The sequence below is a fragment of the Curvivirga sp. genome, from assembly GCF_965219885.1.
Classification (GTDB): Bacteria; Pseudomonadota; Alphaproteobacteria; order UBA8366; family Aestuariispiraceae; genus Curvivirga.
This window is the reverse complement of record NZ_CBDCOT010000009.1, coordinates 2,034,300-2,056,023: the sequence shown is the minus strand read 5'-3', so window position 1 is coordinate 2,056,023 and position 21,724 is coordinate 2,034,300. Positions and strand designations below refer to the sequence as shown.

The window sequence follows — 21,724 nt, the reverse complement described above, 5'->3', positions numbered from 1 at the left end:
CCTCCTACAACTTAAAGCGGGATATTGCCGTGCTTGCGCCACGGATTTTCAAGTTTCTTGGTACGTAACATACGCAACGCACGTGCAATACGTGGACGTGTGTTATGCGGACGGATCACATCGTCAATAAAGCCCAATGAACCAGCCACGAATGGATTGGCGAACTTATCTTTATATTCCTGTTCTTTTTCTGCGATCTTTTCAGGATTATCACGATCTGCACGGAAGATAATCTCAACCGCCCCTTTCGCACCCATCACCGCGATTTCCGCAGATGGCCATGCATAATTCACATCCCCACGCAAATGTTTGGACGCCATCACATCATAAGCCCCACCATAGGCCTTACGGGTAATCAAGGTTACCTTTGGTACCGTTGCTTCGGCATAAGCATAAAGAAGCTTCGCCCCATGTTTAATGATACCGCCATATTCTTGAGAGGTGCCCGGTAAGAAGCCTGGTACATCAACCAAGGTTACGATTGGAATGTTGAAGCTGTCACAGAAACGGATAAAGCGTGCGGCCTTGATAGAACTCGCAATATCCAGACAACCTGCCAAGACCATTGGCTGATTGGCAACAATACCAACCGTTTGCCCTTCGACGCGGGCATAGCCACAAATGATATTGGCTGCATATTCTGGTTGAACTTCAAAGAAATCACCTTCATCCACCATTTTATGGATCAGCTCTTTCATATCATAAGGTTTGTTCGGATTTTCCGGCACTAGTGTATCCAAAGACATTTCCACGCGATTGGCCGGATCAGATGTTGGTTTACTTGGTGCTTTCTCACGGTTGTTACTTGGTAAGAAGCTTAAGAAACGACGCAGCTGGCCAATGGCTTCCACATCATTTTCAAACGCTTTATCCGCCACACCGGATTTGGTTGTATGGGTGATTGCACCACCAAGTTCTTCCTGTGTTACTTCCTCATTGGTCACGGTTTTTACAACTTCCGGTCCCGTTACAAACATGTAGGAACTATCTTTCACCATGAAGATATAATCAGTGATTGCAGGGGAATAAACCGCCCCACCTGCACAAGGTCCCATGATCATGGAAATTTGCGGGATTACGCCAGATGCCAACACATTCTGTTGGAACACATCCGCATAACCCGCCAGCGATGCCACACCTTCCTGAATACGCGCACCACCAGAATCATTCAGGCCGATCACAGGAACACCAACTTTCATAGCCTGTTCCATAACCTTCACAATCTTACGGGCATGCGCCGCAGAGAGAGACCCGCCAAATACGGTAAAATCTTGAGAGAAAACAAATACCTGACGGCCATTTACAGTGCCATAGCCCGTCACAACGCCATCACCCGGCATTTTGTTTTCTTCCATACCAAAATCGGTACAGTCATGTTCAACGAACATATCCCATTCTTCAAAGGAACCTTCATCAAGGAACAGATCAATACGTTCTCTTGCTGTTAGTTTTCCTTTGCTATGCTGCGCATCGATACGACGCTGCCCACCGCCTAATCGGGCTTGGTCCCGTTTTTCTTCCAAGGCATGGATAATATCTTTCATCAAGCTTACCCTTTGTTGTTTTAGTTACTTACACCGCAAATACTTGCATTTCAGGTCACGACTTTCAGGTATGGATTACTCCCGTTTTCCTACCCGTCTCACATAGTTAAAAAGGGACTATAACAGCTATCACTTCTTTAACCACATACATCACCATACGCTACCGTATGGAAAAATAGATATAGCAAGAAAAAGCATCGCGCAAGAAAAAGCATACCATACGCTTGCGAATGGTACAAAAAATACGCAAAAACAATGGCTTCAACAATGATACAAATCAGTCAAAACCAAATAAAATTATAATTTTATTTCAAGATTAAAGTGAATCAGGCGCGTAAAGCTTTAAGGAAAATTTCAGCTTGGGTCATTTCGCGATGATATTTTTCACGACGATCCTGAGCTTCGAAATCTTCTCCCCATAGTTCAGCTTGATGAAGCTCATCTAAAAGACCTAGTTTGAGGGCCTCAGCCGCAGCAAGTTCTTCACGTAATACCGCAAGCCCAAGAACCAGCGATCCAGACATTGTCGTAAATTCATGTAAGGCGGTTAGTTCAAAAGCGGTTGTCGCATGCACAAGTTTCGCCAATGCAGAGACAGCTTTTTCATCCTGTTCCACATGCATAATACCTGTGGTTACCTTCAATGGCGCGTCCAATTCACGCATCGCCCAATCAATCCAAGGATTCCATTGATCTTGCTGTTTACGCACTAATTCTTCTTGGGTCGGTTCTGCACGATAGCACAACAAATCGTTGCCCCCATATTCTGCCAGCATATCTGCAATTTCCGTATGCGATGGCACTACACGATCAACCGTCGTATTTGCAAGGGTCATAATTGGCATAGAGGTTGGATCCACCTCTTCACCTTGCGCATTCCATTCTTCAGCAATGATTTCAGCTAAAGCAGCTGATGGTACTTCAAGTGTGACTTTGGATTTTGTCTTGATAGATCGACCATCCAATTGGACAACAAAGTTATCGCCAGATTCAGCAATACCTGCATTCTTATAAAAGCGTTTCATCTGCTATTTTCCACATTACCAGAAAGGATTGAACTTATTGGCGGAGGATATGCCATGAGGGCGCCAAAGAATCAATCTTTCTGCCCACCAAGAATATCAAAGATCCCCTCAATCGCTTTCGTCCCTAAATCATGGATGATACTTTCTCCACGTTCCGCTTCACGCGTGCGCGCCTTGGCATTAGCACCTGTACAAGGAGAATCTTCATGATCTATAGGAAGCACACTCCCCGCGACCGAGAAAGGAAATAATACGCCAGATAAAACTGTACCTGTCAGGGAAGCCACTGTTCCTGCAGGGTCAGGATATACATTAAACTTTCTAAAATCTCCGCTGACGATAACAGGAAGGGCAGCACCAATCCCCAAAATATCCCCTTGTGGCGTTACGACAAGATCAATTTCTTCTTGCCCTAAATCAATGGTCCCCGTTGATGTAATTGTTGATACGGTGGAATCAAAAAGTAAACTTTTGGTTTTCATAATTCCCTGATCAATCGGGTAATCAGCAATGAAACAGTATATCTTCACACCGTCATCAGCTCGCCCGCCGGTAAACAGTTCTGTAAAAACGGCTGCCCCAGCACCAAAATATTTGGTGATTGAATCTGCATTCATCACGCCATTGGCCATCGCCATTTGAACATGCCCCTGCATATTAGATGCAAGTTGTTGCGGGGATTTCCCTTTCGTTTTTAAATCAAGGCTAACTTGCACATCCCCATTGATTAATTTGGTATAACCAATCACGCTAAGTAAGGCGTCCACATTAAATTCTTTGGCCTTTAGAACCACATCTGTATCGATTTGACCGGAAGAAGTATCAAAGTTCATATATCCTTCCGCAAGATGACCATCTCCATCTCCAAGCTCAAGTTTCTGTGTCTTAAGAGTGCCATTAACCAAAGACGCTTTCACATTTAACGGGCTGATCGCAAGATCACCTTCTTCCAACTTGTTAATGGAAACATCTAGATTAACATTCGCTGACTTTAGTTTTGAAAGATCGATTTCAGCTTTTGATAATCTGTATAATTTTACTCTTGGCTTGGTTGGTTCTTTGAAATCCACTCTATTTTCAGTATATTTCCGGCCCAAATGAGATGTAGTTTCCTGATGGCTTTCCTCGGTTTGTTGAGTTTTAGCAGCCGCGCTTAATTTATGAGCCTGAGATTTACGTAAATCCCCCATAACGATACGCTGACTTGAAAGAACTGCGTTTATTTCCGGGACATCTTTCTTGAGTGAAATTTGTACATTTCCTGAAATATCAGAATCTTGAACCTGAAGCATGAAATTCTTCACATCAAAATACTCATCTTTCATCGATGAAAGATCACCTTCCAGCTTCACATTTTTCCATCCGGGTAATTTTAATCCAAATTTTCGCGCTGTCCGCGATAAATCAGCCAGTTTTAAATTATAGCCTAAATTCATCTCACGCTCTGATAACAAATTTTGAATAGAGCCCGTTAGTTTCGCGTCAACTTTTTGACCCGATTTAACATGTAAATCAAATATACTTACATTGAGATTAGCAGGATAATCACCATTAATTTTTGCCGAAATATCTCCACGTCCCAAATTCGGGATTGGATAATTAAAATAGCTGGATAATTCTGAAATATCCGAAACACTTGCTTCGGTGGCGATTTTAATGCCGGATTGCTTTAGAATATCACCTATATCACCTGTTAACCTTGCTGAATAATGATCCTTCTTAATTAAAGTCGCAGTCATATTTGAAAGACTGAATTCACTATCAACACCACCCATTAACTTGCTATCGAATACAAGTTGCCCCAATTCCGGATAATCAAAATCAGCTTGTATTAACCGGATAAACTCATTGATGGATTGAATTTCAACCTGAGAAGAAACAGCAATTCCGTTCAGGGCAATAACATCCTCAATAGCACCATCAATAACCAAACTGTGCTTACCTGCTTTATCCACGGTCCAATGTAAGTTTTCCGCAGCCAAACGCCCTTGATCATCCGCTTTTAGTGTTGCAGATAATTCTGTACGACCAAGATCTGGCGCATCAAACCCGCCAAAAATATGAGACAAAGCTGAAAATTTCTTGATATCACTGGAAGCAATATAAATATCGGCATTTGCACCTGCAGCTTTTCGTGGTGTTTGAAGGTTTCCGTTTAAATCTAGTTGAACCCCAGCCACATCGCCAGTCAATGTAAAAGGCCAAACGAGTTCTTCATCAAAAAGTTCGTTAAAACTTCCTGTCTCACCTTCTATAAAGAATGGGATATTAGATGAATCACCTTTAAGAGAAATACTACGCTTACCAACATCCTTACTTTCAGTGATAGCTAAGCTATATAAGTTAAGGATATGTTTGTCAGGTTCCTGTGCATCTATATATGTAACTTTAAGGTTACTTATTTCTGCATCATGAATGATAGGCAGGATCATCGGATCTTCAGGTTTCAAGCCTTTCTCAGGAACATCATGGGAAATAACTTGTTCATTTTCGCTTTTGGCGCTTTCGTCAGAGAAAGGGAAATTCAATTGACCACGGTCATTACGCTGAATATTCAACGTCGCGTCTTTGATTTTAACATGACGAATTTCAAGCAATCGTTCAAAGGGTAAACGACTTAAATCAAGATCAAGTTCCAATTCATTTACTTGTAACATCACAGGGTCAGTGGCCCATGACGCATTTAAGAACTCAACATCGTTAACGCGTAGCTTTGGAGTTAACAAAGAGAATGAGACATCCAGATCGCCATAGATAATTAAATCCCGGCCTGTTAGCTCTTTCACTTGGTCTTCAATAAAAGGTTTATGTTCATTAAAATCTATACTGAACAAAACAAAAAGGGCCACGGTACTTAATACAACCAAGGCGGAGAATAGAACGGCTATAACTTTCGCTATTATACGCATCTATCTAGTAAAGACCTCATCCAATAATTCTGGCAATTCATTAAAACTAGAGATCACTTTATATGATCCAGCTTGCAGTAACATCTCCGGCGCATGATATCCCCAGTCTACGCCGATCGAAATCGCCTTCGCATTAACACCAGCTTCAATATCGTAAATTGTATCACCAATCATAACTGTATCGCCAGCATCAACACCACATTCCAACATAGAATCCAATAAAATGTCTGGATTTGGTTTTCCTGGGCCATCATCAGCTGATTTTAAAGTCGTGAATAAATGATCAATACCATGATCTTTAACTGTTCTTTCCAACCCTCTTCGGCCCATTCCAGTCGCAATTCCTAGGAAGTAACCTTTATCATGAAGCTTTGCTAAAGTTTTTCGACAATCAGGAAACAGTGGCGACATCTGTGTACCAGGTAACTTTACTTCATAGACTGCTTTTTTATAATTTTCGGTCATGCGTTGCAGTAAATCCATATCATCTTTCTGACATAGATTATACATCATTTGCATTAAAGGGAGGCCAACTTGATGACAGATATCTTTGCGAGAAGGTTCTTCAAACCCTTCTTGCTGGAACGCATAGCATGTTGCAGTCACAATGCGTGATTGGGAATCAGTTAAGGTGCCGTCGCAGTCAAAAATCACTAATCTAGGTCTATCTATCCCCATCACATATTCACTTTATCTATTCTAAATCTTCAAATGGATCTTGATTAAGCCAGTCTTCATATTCAAAACCAATTCCCTTTAAGGTCTTTAGGAAATAATCTGGCAATGCCGCCTTTATTGCTGGTCCCATTTTGCCGTTTTTCTCATCCGGCAATTGTAATTCGCGGGCATGTAAATGCATTTGTTTAGCAATATCTTCACTATCAACAAATGCTTCACGTCCACCATATTTTCCATCACCAAGAATTGGCGTACCAATCGCCGCCATATGTGCACGTAACTGGTGCGTACGTCCTGTCTTTGGCCACAATGCAACCAAAGCCAATCGACGTCCTGCACGTTCCATTGTCATAAATTCAGTGACAGCGTTTTTGCCATTTTCTTCATCAACAACAACACGCTCTCCACCTTTACCACCCAGTTTACCTAATGGATGTGTCAAACGGCCCTCTTCCGGATCAGGGATACCAACCACAATCGCCCAATATATCTTGCGTGTGGTGCGATGTTTAAATGCACGTCCCATTGTCGTAGCGGATGCACGATTTCGTGCTAATAATAACACACCTGACGTATCACGATCTAACCTATGCACAAGACGTGGCTTTTCTTCTGCGTCATATTGTAAAGCTTCCAACATACCGTCCAAATGACGCTCAGTTTTCGTGCCTCCTTGCACAGCAAGGCCAGCCGGTTTGTTGATAGCAATGACATCTTTATTCTTAAAAATAACCAAGCTTTGTACAAATTTAACATCTGCATCGCTTAAAGGTTTCGGACCACGTGACTTGCCTAATTTTACTGGATCAACTGTTGCATTATCATCCAATGGCGGGATACGAATTTCCTGCCCGACTTCAAGGCGTTGATTCGTTTTTGCACGTTTTCCATCTACACGTACTTGTCCTTTGCGAACAATTTTTTGCAATTGGCCGAAAGGTAATCCCGGAAAATAAGTTTTAAACCAACGGTCTAATCGCAGGCCTTCATCTTTATCTTTGACACTACGTGTTTGTACACCGCTCATTCTATTTTCCTATTCAATCAAGCGTTAAATTCAAGCGCTTCTTTTGACGGATTTATATAACTTTTTCAAGTCATCACCCATAATAAACTATGTGAACTGCCTTACCAGCATCATCGCAAGCATCAGTGCGATGATTGCACCCGCGACGGAAACGCCCACATATAAAATCATCAATAAAGACTGGCCTCTTTGCATCAGTAAAACGGTATCTAATGCAAATGTGGAAAAAGTTGTAAAACTTCCTAAAATTCCAACTGCAAGAAAAGCGCGTAATTCCTGTGATAAGGACCAATGTATTGCGGACATCTCAATCAATGCCCCCATTAAAAACGCACCCAGAATATTACATAGCATAATGCCCCATGGGAAATGGCCAACCATCTGGCTGTTTACCCAATGAGCAAAAAAATGGCGAGCCAATGCCCCAACGGCACCTCCCGCTGCAATTGCGAAAATCATATTCATAAGAACAAGTTATATCTTATTGCGTTTTTTGCGCAAGCCTTCCCAATATTCAAGGCGTTTATTTACATCACGCTCAAAGCCACGTTCAACAGGCTGATATAGTTTTTCACGTGCCAAATTTTCTGGAAAGAAATTTTGCCCTGAAAATCCATCTTCTGAATCATGGTCATATTGATAACCGACTCCATACCCCATCTCGCGCATCATCTTTGTTGGGGCATTGAGGATATGTTTCGGTGGCGGCAACGAACCTGTTTCTTTCGCTAAGCCTTTCGCCGCTTTCAAGGATTTATATTGAGCATTTGATTTTGGCGCTGTGGCTAGATACACAACGGCTTGGGATAAAGCCATTTGCCCTTCCGGATTCCCTAATCGCTCAAAGGTTTGCCAAGCATTTAGCGCTTGAACGGCTGCATTAGGATCTGCCATCCCAATATCTTCATAAGACATAACCAACAAACGGCGCGCAATAAAGTTGGGGTCTTCTCCCCCTTCCAGCATGCGTCCTAACCAATAAAGTGCCGCGTCCACATCAGACCCACGCACAGCCTTATGGAGCGCAGAAACCAAATTATAATGACTATCTTGACCTTTATCATATACCGGCAGGCGTTTTTGAACGACGCGCCCTAATTCTTCCACATCCATTTCATTAGAGGTGCCAAGCGCATAAAGCGCTTCTGCCATATTTAATAAATAACGGCCATCTCCATCAGCCATATCCATCAAAGCCCAGCGTGCTTCCTGTGTGAGAGGTAGTGTTCGACCTTCCTCTTCTTCTGCACGTTGAAGCATAATTTCAAACGCATCATGTTCCAATCGGTTCAGTACAAATACCTGACATCGGGATAATAAAGCTGCATTCAGTTCAAAACTTGGATTTTCTGTCGTTGCACCTACAAGAATGATTGTGCCGTTTTCAACATAAGGTAAAAAGCTATCTTGCTGTGCTTTGTTAAAGCGATGAATCTCATCCACAAAAAGACAAGTGCCTTGCCCTTGCATTCGTCGGGATTCAGCCCGATCAAAAACTTTACGTAAATCTGCAACGCCGGAAAAAATCGCACTTAAAGGTTCAAAGGCCAAATCAGTATGATCAGCTAATAAACGTGCAATTGTGGTTTTACCGCATCCCGGTGTTCCCCATAGAATTAAGGATGTTAGACGTCCTTGATCTAGAAAACGCCGGATACTGCCTTCAGGACCTAAGAGATGATCCTGACCAACAACATCATCAATGGTTTTCGGGCGCAAACGATCAGCCAATGGGCGCGGAGCATCCGCACCAAACAGACTATTTTCAAATCCTGTTGCGCCCCCAGCCATAATCTTTAACGTACCTCAATTACATGTTTACGGCCATTACGTTCAATAACCACATGCCATTCACCACCATCTGTTTCAAGGGCATCGCGTACATCCTGAACCATTGGTGTGTCTTGTCCGTTAATAGCTAGAATACGATCACGGTTTTTCACACCAAGACGCGCAGCTGGTGATCTTTTAATCACACCAGATACAACGACACCTTTTGCATTGCTTGGCATATGTAATTCTTCAGCAACAGCCGGAGATAGATTATAAAGACGCAAACCAGCCAATGGCGAATGCCCTTCAACTATAAGTTCATCACGCGCAGGTGTTTCTGGTGGAGCAATCAAATCAAAAGACACTTCTTTTACGTCACCACCACGCAGCAATGAAACCTTCGCTGCGCCGCCAATACCGCGTGTTGCTAATCGGAAACGTAAAACTTGTCCATCTTCAACTTCGTAGTCTTCAACTGACAGAATAACATCACCAGGCTGCACGCCAGCTTTTTTGGCCGGACTACCTTCAAAGATATCTTCAACAAGCACACCACCTGGGCGGTCCATTCCCAACGCATCGGCGATTTCACTTGTCACATCACGACCATTGAAGCCCAACCACGGGCGCAATAAAGGTTCACCCGTAATTGCGCTATCCACAACAGCTTCAACCATTGTTGCAGGAATAGCGAAACCGATACCAACACTTCCGCCAGTCTTTGAGAAAATAGCTGTATTGATTCCAACAACTTCACCATTCATGGACATTAAGGCGCCACCGGAATTTCCCGGATTAATCGCAGCATCAGTCTGAATAAAAGAACGGAAGTCTGACACACTTACGGCAGTACGGGCCAAACCAGAAACGATACCAGATGTCACGGTCTGTCCGACACCAAATGGGTTACCAATTGCTAACACAAGATCCCCAACTTCCAGCGCATCTGAATCACCAAAAGTTAAAGCAGGTAATTCTTCTTTTACTTTCTCAAGCTCCAGCACGGCTAAATCCGTACGATCATCAGCTAAGAGAACCTTGGCATCAAATTCACGACGATCAGACAAAACTACGCGGATTTCTGTCGCCCCTGCGATCACATGGTTATTTGTAACGACAACACCATTGTCTTTTACAATCACACCGGATCCTAAGGAATTTTCTACTTTCTTTTTCTTGCCACCTAAATTGAAACGATTACCAAAAAATTTTTGAAAGAATGGGTCATTAAAGAGGGACGCACCTTGACGACTCTCGACAACTTTCTTGGTATAGATATTCACAACAGCAGGCGCAGCTTCTTTTACCAATGGCGCAAAGGATAATTGCATTTGCATTTGGCTTTCAGGAGTTACCTTTGTTTCTTCTGCCTGCGCAGGTTCAACCACAAGAGGGTTTACAGACATAGTAACAACAAAAGCCAATGCCGCAGCAACGCTGCTAACAGTGCGCTTACCGAACCCTAGTTTCTGAATTTTAGGTCGGGATATATTTATCATAATCTTCATAAGCTTTATATTAGGGAGATATATGTCAGAAACAAGGCGACTTAATTAAAAATCGCCTTCTCATTTTCTATTTTGTTTTTTTGATATAAATTAAGCAACCTGATTAAACTTGTTTAACAAGTAATCAACGTTTTCCTCACCATATTGACCGATAACATCTTCATGTGCGGTTAGGACATGCTCAAGCATTGAACGTGTTTGCTGTTCTAAATCTGCATCCGTACGCTCTTTCTCGTTATCACGCGCCAAAGAAACGCCTGTACGGAAGGCAGGTAGAAGACCAGATGGTAAGCCTCCCTTCGCATAAAGGGATTTGAAACCCAGATCGCCTTCGTCATGAATGAGGATACGTGCGTTCTGCAGAGGTACATCAGCCATAATGGCCAAAGCATTTTCGAAAAATACAAGATCCCCAACGCATAAAGAACGGAACACAATAGAAGGTGTTAAACGGCCATTATTGTGAAGCTGCCTCACCAATGCCTCAACATCTGTTTCGTCGTTATATGTCGCAGCAAGGCCAATAGTTGCACGCTCTCTGGCTTGCAAGATTAAGTCTGTTGCGGTTTCTTCAGATAACTCATGATGCTGAACAAGATAATCTTTCAATTCATCAGTTAGCTTCGTTACCAGTTTTTCTGTAATTGTGATCGGTAATGTTGGACGGTGAACCAATGGGCGTTGTACATCTTCATCTTCGCCATAAGTTTCAACAACTTTGTCCAATACGCCTTCCGATAAATTCACACGTTCATTAGACACAAGTGCCACAACAGCTGTTTTGTCAGCTTCATCGACCAAAACATGAGCGACCCCATCAGTCACATCTTCACGAGAAGCAACAGCGACTTGGCGTTGTGGAGCTTGCGTGCGCACGATATCAATCAAATCATCTTCGGTTAGAGCTTCAGAAAACTGAATAATCGGTAGGGCAACTTTATCACTAATATCTTTGGCTAAAGTAACAGCGACATCAGAAGGCACACCTGCAGCATTTTTTAAATTCTGTGATAGCGCTTGTCGTACACGTTCTTCTGCGTCTTTCGCTAATACACGAAAAATTTCACTGGCAAGTTTTTGCTCTACTTCACCCAAGCTGCCATCCTGAAAACTAGATGCTACTTTTGCCGCGGTCTCAGTGCGAGTCTCAGCAGAAGGATCAGTCATTAAACGTTGTACATCAGCAGCAGATAATGTTGTGCCCATATTAACAAGCCTCTCAAGCGTTAGTTTCTGCCTATCTTATCCGTAACATGTGCGAAGTTCCCCAATAACAGTTGAGTGATTTCGCCAATCAACAGAAACAATCCTGTTCTTTTCTCATAATAGAATGCGATTTATCCTCTTGAATTGCAAGAACATCCGCATCAAACCAAAAATTATTTTAGCATTTTTTTTTAATTTATTTAATAACAAAATAAAAGGGCACCACATAAATGCAGTGCCCTCTTTAAAATCATCATTAATCAAATGTCTTTAAATTCTTGCTTTTTATGATGAGATCACCTTCCCCACATCGATCTATCTAAGCATGCAGAATTCATAAAACACTTGATTAAATTCCTGATACCCCTCAGGTATGAATTCGCAGCCTTAAGCAGCTAAAACCATATCATCTGCGAAAATATTGCTTAACGCAGAAATAATAGTCTTGGTCTGTTCACCCTTAATAGAGTAGTAGATTGTTTGCGCTTCGCGACGTGTTTGAACAAAACCATCACGACGCAAACGTGCCAAATGTTGAGATAGTGCAGACTGGCTTAAACTAACTAGTTTTTCCAATGCACCAACAGACAATTCGGAATTAAGCAAATGGCAAAGAATCAACAAGCGTTTTTCATTGCTCATAGCTTTCAGCAAAGTGCTTGCTTCTTGAACACGAGGTTCCAAAGCTTGTGGGGACATTAATTTCACCTTTTAGTTGAATTATTTAGACGAAGATGTGGTCCATCCTCTTGCATGCATATTAGCAATATGCAATGGCAAAGAAAATGACTTTCCCCCAGAAAACTGCCATATTTTTGACAGCATTTTATCTAGTTGAGGTATTATAATACCTTACATAAAATGCCGCATTATATATTAATAATTCGTTAACCACTTACTAAGATCATGTTAACTTTTTGATCTATTTTCCAGAGAAGCAACAAGCAGTGCTAAGAGTGGAGGAACTATCGCTAAAGTTAAAATCGCAGATAATGCCAAGCCACCAACGACAACCGAACCAAGACCACTATATATCTCAGAACCAGCACCTGGGAATAAAACAAGCGGCAACATACCAACTACAGAGGTTAATGTAGACATAAAGATTGGACGAATGCGGTTCGTTGTTGCTTCGACCACAGCTTTCCCAGCTTCCATTCCTTCTTCACGGATATGATGCAAGGTTTGATGCACTAGCAAAATCGCATTATTCACTACAATTCCGATCAAAATTACAAAACCCAGAAGCGTTAACATATTAAATGTCTGGAACTTCCATGTTGCGAGCAACTGAAATCCGACCAAACCACCAGCAGTTGCCAAAGGTACCGCCAACATAATGATCAATGGATAAAGGAAGCTTTCAAACAGAACAGCCATCACAAGGAACACAATGATCAAGGCGATCAACAAACTTCCTTTCATTTCGCTCCATGTTTCATTCAGTTTTTCCGCTGTACCCGTTAGTTGAAGATTAATTCCATTAGGAACACCTTCTTCTATAAGTGGGTTCATAACCTGATCTTCCAACATCTCCAATGCAACTTCCAACGGAATAAAATCATTTGGACGAATTTGTAAGGTAACCGTACGTACGCGTTCAGTATGACGAATTTCTGTTGGTCCTGAAGTTACACGAATATCAGCTAATGACGCCGCAGGCAAAATGGTGCCACTTTCTGTCACAACCGGTAAAGCATTAATATCCTGTGTTGCCTTATTATATTCTTCAGGTCCTGTCAGAGTTAAATCAATTAACTTACCATCAACCGTAATCTCATCAATCCGAAGACCATCATTAAAAGCATCGACAGTAATACCTAACTCATTGGCAGACACACCGTTATCAGCCAATCGCACGGGGTCTGGCGTCAAACGGATTTCAGGTTCACCAAATTCCAATCCCGGAATCGGGCGCATTTGGTTTCCTTCGTTGCGCGGTAAGATCGCACCAACCTTCATCGCAGCACGTTGAGCTGTCGTAATAACATCTTCCAGACTAGGACCAGAAATATCCAGATCAACCGAACGAGATCCACCAACACCACGGCCAAAAATAGATGGCTGTGTAAAGAAACCAAACATTCCGGGTTCGCTAAATATTGGCTTCGTCAGAACAGGGATAAGCTCCCCCGCACGTTGCTGATCTATTGCACTTGCGCCCATAAAGGTACGATTGGTCAATGCAACAAAGAAGAAGTTTTCAATTTTTGGCGGTTGCCCTTCCTCTGATTCAGGCCCCGAAACGGATGCCCAAAGTGGTTTAACCTTACTTTCGACCTCAGAGGCAATCTCATTCATCGTTTCTAAATTATAGCCCGGAGGCGGAAATAACATACCAAAAACAAAATTTCTGTTACCTGTCGGTAAATATTCGAGCTTTGGGATCAATGCCAAGGTAATTGCAGAACTAATCACAGTTACACTAATCACCAATGTCAGGGCAAATTTACGACTATTGACAACACCATTGGCAAGCCTAGTCACCGCAGACATGAACATGCGCCCAAAACCATCGACAAATGGCAATTTGATAATCTTGCGATTAGGATCATTCACATCATGTCGCAACAAACGATTTGCCAAAGCCGGAATAACAGTAATGGAAACAAGTAAGGACAACATCACAGATACAGAAAGCGCCACAGCTATATCACGGAATAGCTGACCAACCTCTAATTCCATGATCATAATAGGAATGAACACAAGAACAGTCGTCATCGCAGAGACGAAAATCGCGCCCCAAACCTGCGCTGCACCTTCATAGGCGGCTTGTGAAATCGGTTTACCTTCTTGTCGTAAACGATAGATATTCTCAAGAACGACAATCGCAGCATCCACCACCATACCCACAGCAAAAGCGATACCTGCTAGACTTACCACATTAAGTGAGCGCCCCATAAAGGCCATGGCAACGAAAGAGGCAATCACAGATACGGGAATAGCCAGCCCTACGACTAAGGTTGCACGTAAACTACGTAAGAATATCAATAAAATAATGGCAGCTAAGACACCACCGACCCAGATATTCTGAATCACCAATTCAATTGCAGAATCAATATAAACGGTTTCGTCATAAAGCTGTTCCATCGTTAGTTTTTCACCAACTAAAACACCTGCATTAAGTTCGGCAACAGCAAGACGAATTTCTTCCATTACCTCGATCACATTGGCACCTGTTTCACGAGTGGCATTTACAGCGATAGCATCAATACCAGATGACCGGATATCTGATGTAGAACGTTTATATGAGAAATATACATTGGCGATATCGCCAACTGTGATACGGGCCATACGTCCTGTCGTTGCATCTTGTTCTGTCCGCAGAACGACATCACGCACCTGTTCAAGGGAAACAAATTCGTTATCCGTACGCACAACATAGCGACGCTTACCTTCTTCTACGATACCACCAGTAATGGAGGCATTTGCCGCGCGCAATGTGGAAAGAACTTGGGAAATCGTTAGGTTATGTTGTGCAAGCAAGGTCGGTTCGATTTCAACGCGCATTTCGCGTTCCCCGCCGCCATAGACATTCACTTCACCAACGCCGTTTACACGTTCAATACGTTCTTGGACAACATCAACGACAAAATCGCGATATTCACCTACCGGACGATCATTACCTTCAGTTCGAACAACACGGAACCAAGCGATGGGATTATCTTCACTACCCGCCGTACGCAAGGTAGGCTCATTCGCTTCTGATGGATAACTTGAAACACGATCAAGACGGTTTGCAGTTAAAAGCAAGGCACGGGACATGTCTTGTCCGACTTTAAATTCAAGTGTCACGCTTCCACGTCCCGTGGATGCGCTACTTTCCATACTTTCTAAACCTTCAAGGCCTTTCAGCACGTCTTCCTGCTCATTAATAATTTCACGTTCAACTTCTGCAGGCGCAGCGCCGGGCCAATCAGTTCGTATTGTAATCACCGGGCGTGTAATATCTGGCGTCAACTGAATTGGGATCGTGTTCAAAGCCACGAATCCAAACATCACAGCCATTAAAACAGCAGCAATAACGGCGACAGGTCGTTCAATAGAAATACGGATTAAATTCATGTTCCAAGCCCTTCCCAGCTTTGTAATATATCAAATATGCGAGACGAATTCATATGAAGCGACTTAACTGCCGCTTTCTTCCGCTTTTGGCATATTTGGATATTGAACCGCTTGTCCCGGGAATAAACGTTCATTCCCACGAATTACAACGATATCACCTGCATTAAGGCCAGTCATAACTTCAAAACGCTGTCCAACAGCATCCCCGACTGTTACAGGACGAATATTGGCGATCCCATTTTCTACCACATAAGCAATATAGCCATCACCTTTAGCAATGAGTGCATCCTTATGAACTGTCATTACCTGACGGGTAGAGCCAACGGGGATATATACAGTCGCGGATTGGCCCGCAGCTAGAGTTTCAAGCGCGTTATCATCAGCACCCAAGGTAAAACGAACAGCACGCGTACGGGTCAATACATTTTCATCCGGCACCACAGCACGTACAATGGCCTCGTAATTTTGTCCGGATAAATCTACATCAATCAATCGTCCATTTTCTAAACCAACCAAACGATTTGATGGCACGTCGGCTTCTACCTCAAGGTCTTCATGATTGATCAAAGACAAAACAGCATCACCTTGACTTACATAAGATCCAACTTCGGTATTTTTCTCTGTTACAACGCCATTAAACGGTGCCTTAATGACCGTGCGAGCCAGATCGATTTCAGCTAAAGATAAATTCACCTGTGCTGCTGCAACTTCTGCTTCCGCCACAGAAACTTGAGATGTAAAACGTGCTAATTCTAATTGCTTATCTTCAAGACGAGCTGGGGAGAAAGCTGCAGAAGATTGTAGACGTTCCAATCGCACCAGTTCTTGTTCGGTTAGGGCTTTTTGATCAAGAGCTGCTTTTAAACTTGCTTTTGCTTGCTGTAACATCGCCGCTTGCAGGTTGCGTGATTGACGAATACGACGATCGTCCAAAACGACCAATGTATCACCTTTAACAACGCGATCACCAATTTGAACATCCATTTTTTCGATCGGCCCATCAACAAGCGCTGCAACTTGTGAGCGCTGTTGAGCAACTAAACGCCCTAAAACAGGGATTGTTTGTCCAAGAGGCTCTCCTTGAACTTCATCGACACCAACTAAAGCGGCTTGTTGACCTTGCGCCAATACAGATTGCAGCGGGCTTATAAGAATAAGTCCCAATACTGCCGCACTAACAATCTTTGTTATGTTCTTCATGTCATTAATCCCCTGATGACAAATGCTTATCCATATCAATAAGCTTGTAATTCTCTTACATGAGCCTGGACTGAACGTCGTAACGCGTCCAGATCATACCCACCTTCCAAAGTTGAGATGATCGGACAATTACTTATATCACGTGCAAATGCAACCAGTTCAGCAGTCATCCATGCATAATCCTCATCTTCCAACATCATATTGGCCAAAGGATCATCACGATGTGCATCAAACCCAGCTGAGATAAATAAAAGGTCCGGATCATAATTTTCAAGGGCAGGCATGATTTTTTCTTTAAAAGCAATACGTATTTGTTCGCCATCTGCATAAGCAGGTAAGGGAGAATTCACTATATTATTATATGCGCCATGATCCCCTTCAGCACCTGTTCCCGGATAAAGGGGAGATTGATGCGTAGATAAATATAAGAAATCAGGGTCATTCCAAAAACAAGCTTCGGTTCCATTTCCATGATGAACATCAAAATCAATCACGGCGCATTTCTTAATGCCATAAGCCTCACGTGCATATGCAGCACCAATTGCAACAGAATTAAATAGACAAAAGCCCATAGATTTATTGGGTTCTGCATGATGCCCCGGAGGACGAGTCGCACAAAATGCTGTCTGATCCTCCTTAACGTGAACAATAATGTCAACTGCCGCCACCACAGCACCTGCAGCGCGCATGGCGGCCTCACCAGAATACGGACAAAGGGAAGTATCCCCGTCAATAGATATCAAACCATCTTGAGGCACTGCATTTAGAATTGAGTCGATATGCTCTTCAGGATGCATCAGTGCCAACTGATCTTTCGTAGCTAGCGGCGCTATTTTTCGATTTAGCGATACGAACTCATCATCTTCCAGACCTTTTAGAACAGAGACTAAACGCGCAGGCTGTTCAGGATGTCCTGCCCCCATATCATGTAAAATACAACTTTCATGAGTGAATAATAAAGTCATGTTTAGCCCCTTCACTATGCCTGAGTATCTGTTATCACAAAGAAAACTTGTTTTCTCCATTCTTATAGCTTGGCTGTCCCCTGCATAAAGGATAAAATACATCTCAATTCATGAAATATTTAAGCATAAGTAAACTTTAAGGACCTGCATCATGTCAGAGACCCCAGAAAAACAACCTATTTCCAATATGAGTTTTGAAACTGCCTTGCGGGAATTGGAAGACATTGTAACAGGTCTGGAAAGCGGCGACATTCCACTCGAAATGTCGATTGCTTCATATGAACGCGGTACGGAATTAAAAAAGCATTGCGAAGCAAAACTATCCGAAGCACGCCTACGCGTGGAGAAAATCAGCTTAAACCCAGATGGCAGCGTCAGCGCCTCTGAAATGCAACTAGATTAACTCCTAACTCATTACTACATAAAATATAAAGGCAGCCGCAATGGCCCCGAATATGAATCAGGATATTTCAACTTCACTAAATACAGCCATGACAGATGTAGCTGATAAGATTGAAGCAGAAATCAACAAACATCTTCAAATTGAGCAACCAGAAGATAGTGTTATCTCAGAACCCAAACTTATTCAGGCTATGCGTCATGGTAGTTTGAATGGAGGCAAACGATTACGCCCCTTCTTGCTCATGCAAGCAGCCAATCTGTTTTGTGTCTCAGAAGCCTCCGCATTACGTGCAGCTACTGCCCTTGAAATGATTCATTGCTATTCATTAATCCATGATGACCTACCAGCAATGGATGATGACGATTTACGCCGTGGTCAACCAACAGTTCATAAAGCTTATGACGAAGCCACAGCCATTCTGGCTGGTGATGCTCTTCTCACTATGGCGTTTGAACTCTCTTCACATGAAGAAACCCACGCCAATCCCGCAATCCGTTGTGAATGGGTTGCAGCATTGGCCAAAGCAGCTGGCCCTCATGGCATGGTGGGTGGTCAAATGATTGATCTGGAAGCGGAAGAAACAACATTAGATCTAAGCGGCATTACAAGATTGCAGCGCCTTAAAACTGGATGCTTAATTGAGGTTGCGTGCCAAGGTGGTGCGATCCTTGGTCAAGCGAGCAAAGCCCAAAGAGATGCATTGCGCGGATACGCTCATGATCTTGGTTTAGCATTCCAAATTGCCGATGATTTACTGGACGTGGAAAGCACCGAAGAAGAAACCGGAAAGAAAGTAGGTAAAGATGCAGATCGTGGAAAAGAGACTTTTGTATCTCTTCTGGGAGTGGACCGTGCCAAGGCACAAGCAGCACTTTTAGCAGAACAAGCGGTTGACCATTTGTCTGACTTCGATCATAAGGCTGATTTGCTGCGTGAAGTTGCACAATTTATCGTAAACCGTCGCAGCTAAAAACGCGTATAATATACAGGATTTTTATCCGATAGGATAAGTTGAGGAGCCCCTTTCATGGTGATCAAAGATACACCACTGTTAGACCAGATTAATGTCCCTAGCGACTTACGCAAACTGGATGAAAACCAGTTACAACAGGTTGCCGATGAAGTGCGTCAGGACATGATCCAATCTGTATCACATACAGGTGGTCATTTAGGGGCTGGCTTAGGTGTTGTAGAATTAACAACGGCCTTACATTACATCTTCAATACGCCAGACGATCGTTTGATCTGGGATGTGGGACACCAATGCTATCCTCATAAAATCCTGACCGGTCGCCGCGACAAGATGTTAACCATGCGCCAAGGAGAAGGCCTAAGTGGCTTCACCAAACGCAAAGAAAGCGAATATGATCCATTTGGTGCTGGTCATAGCTCCACATCCATTTCAGCTGGCCTTGGTATGGCTGTTGCCCGTGACCTTGCTGAAAGTGACAATCATGTTGTTTCTGTCATCGGAGATGGTTCTATCTCTGCAGGGATGGCATTTGAAGCCATGAATAACGCAGGCGCCTTAAAATCCAATTTGACCGTTATTTTGAACGACAACGAAATGTCTATTGCGCCACCTGTTGGGGCAATGAGCGCCTATTTATCTAAACTGCTTTCTTCCAAATCTTATTTGTCCTTGCGCGATATTATGAAAAAAATTGCGACAAAATTCCCGGACCCAATGGAAAAAGCAGCTGCACGTGCAGAAGAATTTGCCCGTGGCATGGTTCAAGGCGGTACTTTATTTGAAGAACTTGGTTTTTATTATATTGGCCCAATTGATGGGCATAATATGGATCATTTGATTCCGGTCCTAAAAAATGCACGCGAAGAAGCAGAACGTGGTCCTTTCTTGATCCATGTGATCACCCAGAAAGGGAAAGGCTACCAACCTGCTGAACAAGCATCTGACAAATATCATGGTGTTTCTAAATTTGATATTGTCACAGGTACGCAGGTTAAATCCCAACCAAAGGCACCGACATATACAAAAGTCTTCGGTGAAACTTTGACTGAACTCGCTAAACATGATGACAAGATTGTTGCAATCAATGCAGCCATGCCATCCGGCACTGGCTTAAATATTTTTGATGCAGCTCATCCAGATCGTTGTTTCGATGTAGGTATTGCCGAACAACATGCAGTGACATTCGCTGCAGGTATGGCATGTGAAGGTTTTAAACCTTTTGCAGCAATTTATTCTACCTTCTTGCAACGCGGTTATGATCAAATCGTACATGATGTTGCAATCCAAAACCTACCCGTCCGTTTCGCAATTGACCGTGCCGGTTTTGTCGGAGCGGATGGATCCACCCATTGTGGTGCTTTTGATATTACCTTCTTGGCAAGCTTGCCAAATATGATTGTCATGGCACCAAGTGATGAGGCTGAACTGGCACATATGATTGCCACAGCAGCCGAAATAGATAATTGCCCTTCTGCAGTTCGCTATCCACGTGGTGAAGGAAATGGAGCGGAGTTACCAGAAAAACCTGAAGCATTAGAAATTGGTAAAGGCCGGATCATCCGTGAAGGCAAGTCTATTGCTATCCTTTCAATTGGTACGCGTTTAGATGATGCCTTAAAAGCGGCAGATAGTTTAGCGAGCATGGGTATTAACTGTACTGTTGCTGATGCACGCTTTGCCAAGCCTGTGGATACGGAACTGGTTCATAAGCTCGCATCTGAACATGATCTTTTAGTGACTGTAGAAGAAGGATCCATTGGTGGGTTTTCTACTCAGGTCATGGACTATGTGGTGCGCAATGACCTAACTCAGGGATTAAAAATCCGGAATTTATTTATGCCGGATACATTCCAAGATCATGACAAGCCTGAAAAGCAACTTGCTGACGCCGGCCTAGATGCAGATGGTATCCAAAAAACAATTCTTGATGCCCTTGGCAAAGACAATATGGGACACAATATCCAGAACAGTCCCGCAGGTCTTGTAGAATAGGAAATCACATCCGCTTATGGTAAAGCTATCCCATCACACCCTTCGCTGGATCTATCTCATCATTGGGTGGATTGCACTGTGCCTTGGTGTGATTGGTGCCTTTCTTCCTATCATGCCAACAGTACCCTTTCTAATTGTGGCATTATGGGGGTTTTCTAAAAGTTCAGAACGTTTTCATCATTGGCTTTATACTCACAAAACTTATGGTCCCCTTTTACAAGATTGGGATCAACATAGAGTCATCCCGATCTGGGGTAAAATCTGGGCAGTCACTGCGATGACAGGCAGTATGTTAATTATGCTTTATCTGGAAATTCCAATTTATGGATTGATTTCTGCGGGCATAATCATGACTTCTGTGGGAATTTATATTGTGACCCGTCCCAGCCGAAAACGTGAAAAAACCGTTTAGAAACTTCAATTTGTCTTGAATTTTGCCGTTTTTCGACATCTATT

Annotated in this window: 17 protein-coding genes; 4 read left to right on the top strand and 13 right to left on the bottom strand. The window is 43.0% G+C overall.

Going from position 1 to position 21,724, the window contains the following annotated elements; translation table 11 throughout:
• Nucleotides 1–11: 11 nt before the first annotated feature.
• The 13 genes from ACOQOA_RS15155 to ACOQOA_RS15095 all read right to left on the bottom strand — a co-directional run bounded on the left by ACOQOA_RS15155 (nt 12) and on the right by ACOQOA_RS15095 (nt 17,900).
• Nucleotides 12–1,544, bottom strand: coding sequence for an acyl-CoA carboxylase subunit beta (locus tag ACOQOA_RS15155; protein WP_420549454.1), 1,533 nt, complete (start codon nt 1,542–1,544; stop codon nt 12–14).
• Nucleotides 1,545–1,870: 326 nt separating this feature from the next.
• Nucleotides 1,871–2,569 (bottom strand): ATP12 family chaperone protein, encoded by a 699-nt coding sequence (locus tag ACOQOA_RS15150; protein WP_420549453.1) that lies wholly within the window; start codon nt 2,567–2,569, stop codon nt 1,871–1,873.
• A gap of 71 nt (nt 2,570–2,640) precedes the next feature.
• Entirely contained in the window at nt 2,641–5,478 is a 2,838-nt protein-coding gene (locus ACOQOA_RS15145) for an AsmA family protein (protein ID WP_420549452.1), read from the bottom strand.
• Entirely contained in the window at nt 5,479–6,156 is a 678-nt protein-coding gene (locus tag ACOQOA_RS15140; protein WP_420549451.1) for an HAD-IA family hydrolase, read from the bottom strand. It abuts the gene before it with no gap.
• A gap of 16 nt (nt 6,157–6,172) precedes the next feature.
• Nucleotides 6,173–7,183, bottom strand: a complete 1,011-nt coding sequence (locus tag ACOQOA_RS15135; RefSeq protein ID WP_420549450.1) for an RluA family pseudouridine synthase — start codon at nt 7,181–7,183, stop codon at nt 6,173–6,175.
• Nucleotides 7,184–7,270: 87 nt separating this feature from the next.
• A complete protein-coding gene (crcB, locus tag ACOQOA_RS15130) occupies nt 7,271–7,648 on the bottom strand; it encodes a fluoride efflux transporter CrcB (RefSeq protein WP_420549449.1) in 378 nt (125 codons plus the stop codon).
• Nucleotides 7,649–7,657: 9 nt separating this feature from the next.
• Nucleotides 7,658–8,974 (bottom strand): replication-associated recombination protein A, encoded by a 1,317-nt coding sequence (locus tag ACOQOA_RS15125; RefSeq protein WP_420549448.1) that lies wholly within the window; start codon nt 8,972–8,974, stop codon nt 7,658–7,660.
• A 5-nt stretch (nt 8,975–8,979) separates the two neighbouring features.
• Nucleotides 8,980–10,455 carry a DegQ family serine endoprotease gene (locus ACOQOA_RS15120; protein WP_420549447.1) on the bottom strand — a complete coding sequence of 492 codons (1,476 nt, stop codon included), beginning with the start codon at nt 10,453–10,455 and terminating at the stop codon, nt 8,980–8,982.
• Between the two features lie 99 nt (nt 10,456–10,554).
• Entirely contained in the window at nt 10,555–11,670 is a 1,116-nt protein-coding gene (locus ACOQOA_RS15115) for a DUF2336 domain-containing protein (protein WP_420549446.1), read from the bottom strand.
• 387 nt (nt 11,671–12,057) lie between these two features.
• Nucleotides 12,058–12,369: an ArsR/SmtB family transcription factor gene (locus ACOQOA_RS15110; RefSeq protein ID WP_420549445.1), complete on the bottom strand. Its 312-nt coding sequence runs from the start codon at nt 12,367–12,369 to the stop codon at nt 12,058–12,060.
• A 210-nt stretch (nt 12,370–12,579) separates the two neighbouring features.
• Nucleotides 12,580–15,735 (bottom strand): efflux RND transporter permease subunit, encoded by a 3,156-nt coding sequence (locus ACOQOA_RS15105; protein ID WP_420549444.1) that lies wholly within the window; start codon nt 15,733–15,735, stop codon nt 12,580–12,582.
• Nucleotides 15,736–15,798: 63 nt separating this feature from the next.
• A complete protein-coding gene (locus ACOQOA_RS15100) occupies nt 15,799–16,935 on the bottom strand; it encodes an efflux RND transporter periplasmic adaptor subunit (RefSeq protein ID WP_420549443.1) in 1,137 nt (378 codons plus the stop codon).
• 35 nt (nt 16,936–16,970) lie between these two features.
• On the bottom strand, nt 16,971–17,900 hold the full coding sequence (locus ACOQOA_RS15095) for a histone deacetylase family protein (protein WP_420549442.1): 930 nt from the start codon (nt 17,898–17,900) through the stop codon (nt 16,971–16,973).
• Nucleotides 17,901–18,051: 151 nt separating this feature from the next.
• Here ACOQOA_RS15095 and ACOQOA_RS15090 point away from each other — a divergent pair, with 151 nt between their 5' ends.
• The 4 genes from ACOQOA_RS15090 to ACOQOA_RS15075 are packed head-to-tail and all read left to right on the top strand — an operon-like array spanning nt 18,052 to nt 21,680.
• Nucleotides 18,052–18,303, top strand: coding sequence for an exodeoxyribonuclease VII small subunit (locus ACOQOA_RS15090; RefSeq protein WP_420549441.1), 252 nt, complete (start codon nt 18,052–18,054; stop codon nt 18,301–18,303).
• A 40-nt stretch (nt 18,304–18,343) separates the two neighbouring features.
• Complete coding sequence (locus tag ACOQOA_RS15085) at nt 18,344–19,273, top strand: polyprenyl synthetase family protein (RefSeq protein ID WP_420549440.1); 930 nt, start codon at nt 18,344–18,346, stop codon at nt 19,271–19,273.
• Between the two features lie 57 nt (nt 19,274–19,330).
• Nucleotides 19,331–21,268 (top strand): 1-deoxy-D-xylulose-5-phosphate synthase, encoded by a 1,938-nt coding sequence (dxs, locus tag ACOQOA_RS15080; RefSeq protein ID WP_420549439.1) that lies wholly within the window; start codon nt 19,331–19,333, stop codon nt 21,266–21,268.
• 16 nt (nt 21,269–21,284) lie between these two features.
• The gene (locus tag ACOQOA_RS15075; protein ID WP_420549438.1) at nt 21,285–21,680 is read left to right on the top strand and encodes a YbaN family protein; all 396 of its coding nucleotides are present in this window, start codon (nt 21,285–21,287) and stop codon (nt 21,678–21,680) included.
• The last annotated feature ends 44 nt before the right edge of the window (nt 21,681–21,724 follow it).

Excerpts from the sequence above, each read along its gene's own strand:
- ACOQOA_RS15155 (WP_420549454.1), bottom strand. The coding sequence starts at position 1,544 with ATGAAAGATATTATCCATGCCTTGGAAGAAAAACGGGACCAAGCCCGA.
- ACOQOA_RS15150 (WP_420549453.1), bottom strand. The coding sequence starts at position 2,569 with ATGAAACGCTTTTATAAGAATGCAGGTATTGCTGAATCTGGCGATAAC.
- ACOQOA_RS15145 (WP_420549452.1), bottom strand. The coding sequence starts at position 5,478 with ATGCGTATAATAGCGAAAGTTATAGCCGTTCTATTCTCCGCCTTGGTT.
- ACOQOA_RS15140 (WP_420549451.1), bottom strand. The coding sequence starts at position 6,156 with ATGGGGATAGATAGACCTAGATTAGTGATTTTTGACTGCGACGGCACC.
- ACOQOA_RS15135 (WP_420549450.1), bottom strand. The coding sequence starts at position 7,183 with ATGAGCGGTGTACAAACACGTAGTGTCAAAGATAAAGATGAAGGCCTG.
- crcB (WP_420549449.1), bottom strand. The coding sequence starts at position 7,648 with ATGAATATGATTTTCGCAATTGCAGCGGGAGGTGCCGTTGGGGCATTG.
- ACOQOA_RS15125 (WP_420549448.1), bottom strand. The coding sequence starts at position 8,974 with ATGGCTGGGGGCGCAACAGGATTTGAAAATAGTCTGTTTGGTGCGGAT.
- ACOQOA_RS15120 (WP_420549447.1), bottom strand. The coding sequence starts at position 10,455 with ATGATAAATATATCCCGACCTAAAATTCAGAAACTAGGGTTCGGTAAG.
- ACOQOA_RS15115 (WP_420549446.1), bottom strand. The coding sequence starts at position 11,670 with ATGGGCACAACATTATCTGCTGCTGATGTACAACGTTTAATGACTGAT.
- ACOQOA_RS15110 (WP_420549445.1), bottom strand. The coding sequence starts at position 12,369 with ATGTCCCCACAAGCTTTGGAACCTCGTGTTCAAGAAGCAAGCACTTTG.
- ACOQOA_RS15105 (WP_420549444.1), bottom strand. The coding sequence starts at position 15,735 with ATGAATTTAATCCGTATTTCTATTGAACGACCTGTCGCCGTTATTGCT.
- ACOQOA_RS15100 (WP_420549443.1), bottom strand. The coding sequence starts at position 16,935 with ATGAAGAACATAACAAAGATTGTTAGTGCGGCAGTATTGGGACTTATT.
- ACOQOA_RS15095 (WP_420549442.1), bottom strand. The coding sequence starts at position 17,900 with ATGACTTTATTATTCACTCATGAAAGTTGTATTTTACATGATATGGGG.
- ACOQOA_RS15090 (WP_420549441.1), top strand. The coding sequence starts at position 18,052 with ATGTCAGAGACCCCAGAAAAACAACCTATTTCCAATATGAGTTTTGAA.
- ACOQOA_RS15085 (WP_420549440.1), top strand. The coding sequence starts at position 18,344 with ATGGCCCCGAATATGAATCAGGATATTTCAACTTCACTAAATACAGCC.
- dxs (WP_420549439.1), top strand. The coding sequence starts at position 19,331 with ATGGTGATCAAAGATACACCACTGTTAGACCAGATTAATGTCCCTAGC.
- ACOQOA_RS15075 (WP_420549438.1), top strand. The coding sequence starts at position 21,285 with ATGGTAAAGCTATCCCATCACACCCTTCGCTGGATCTATCTCATCATT.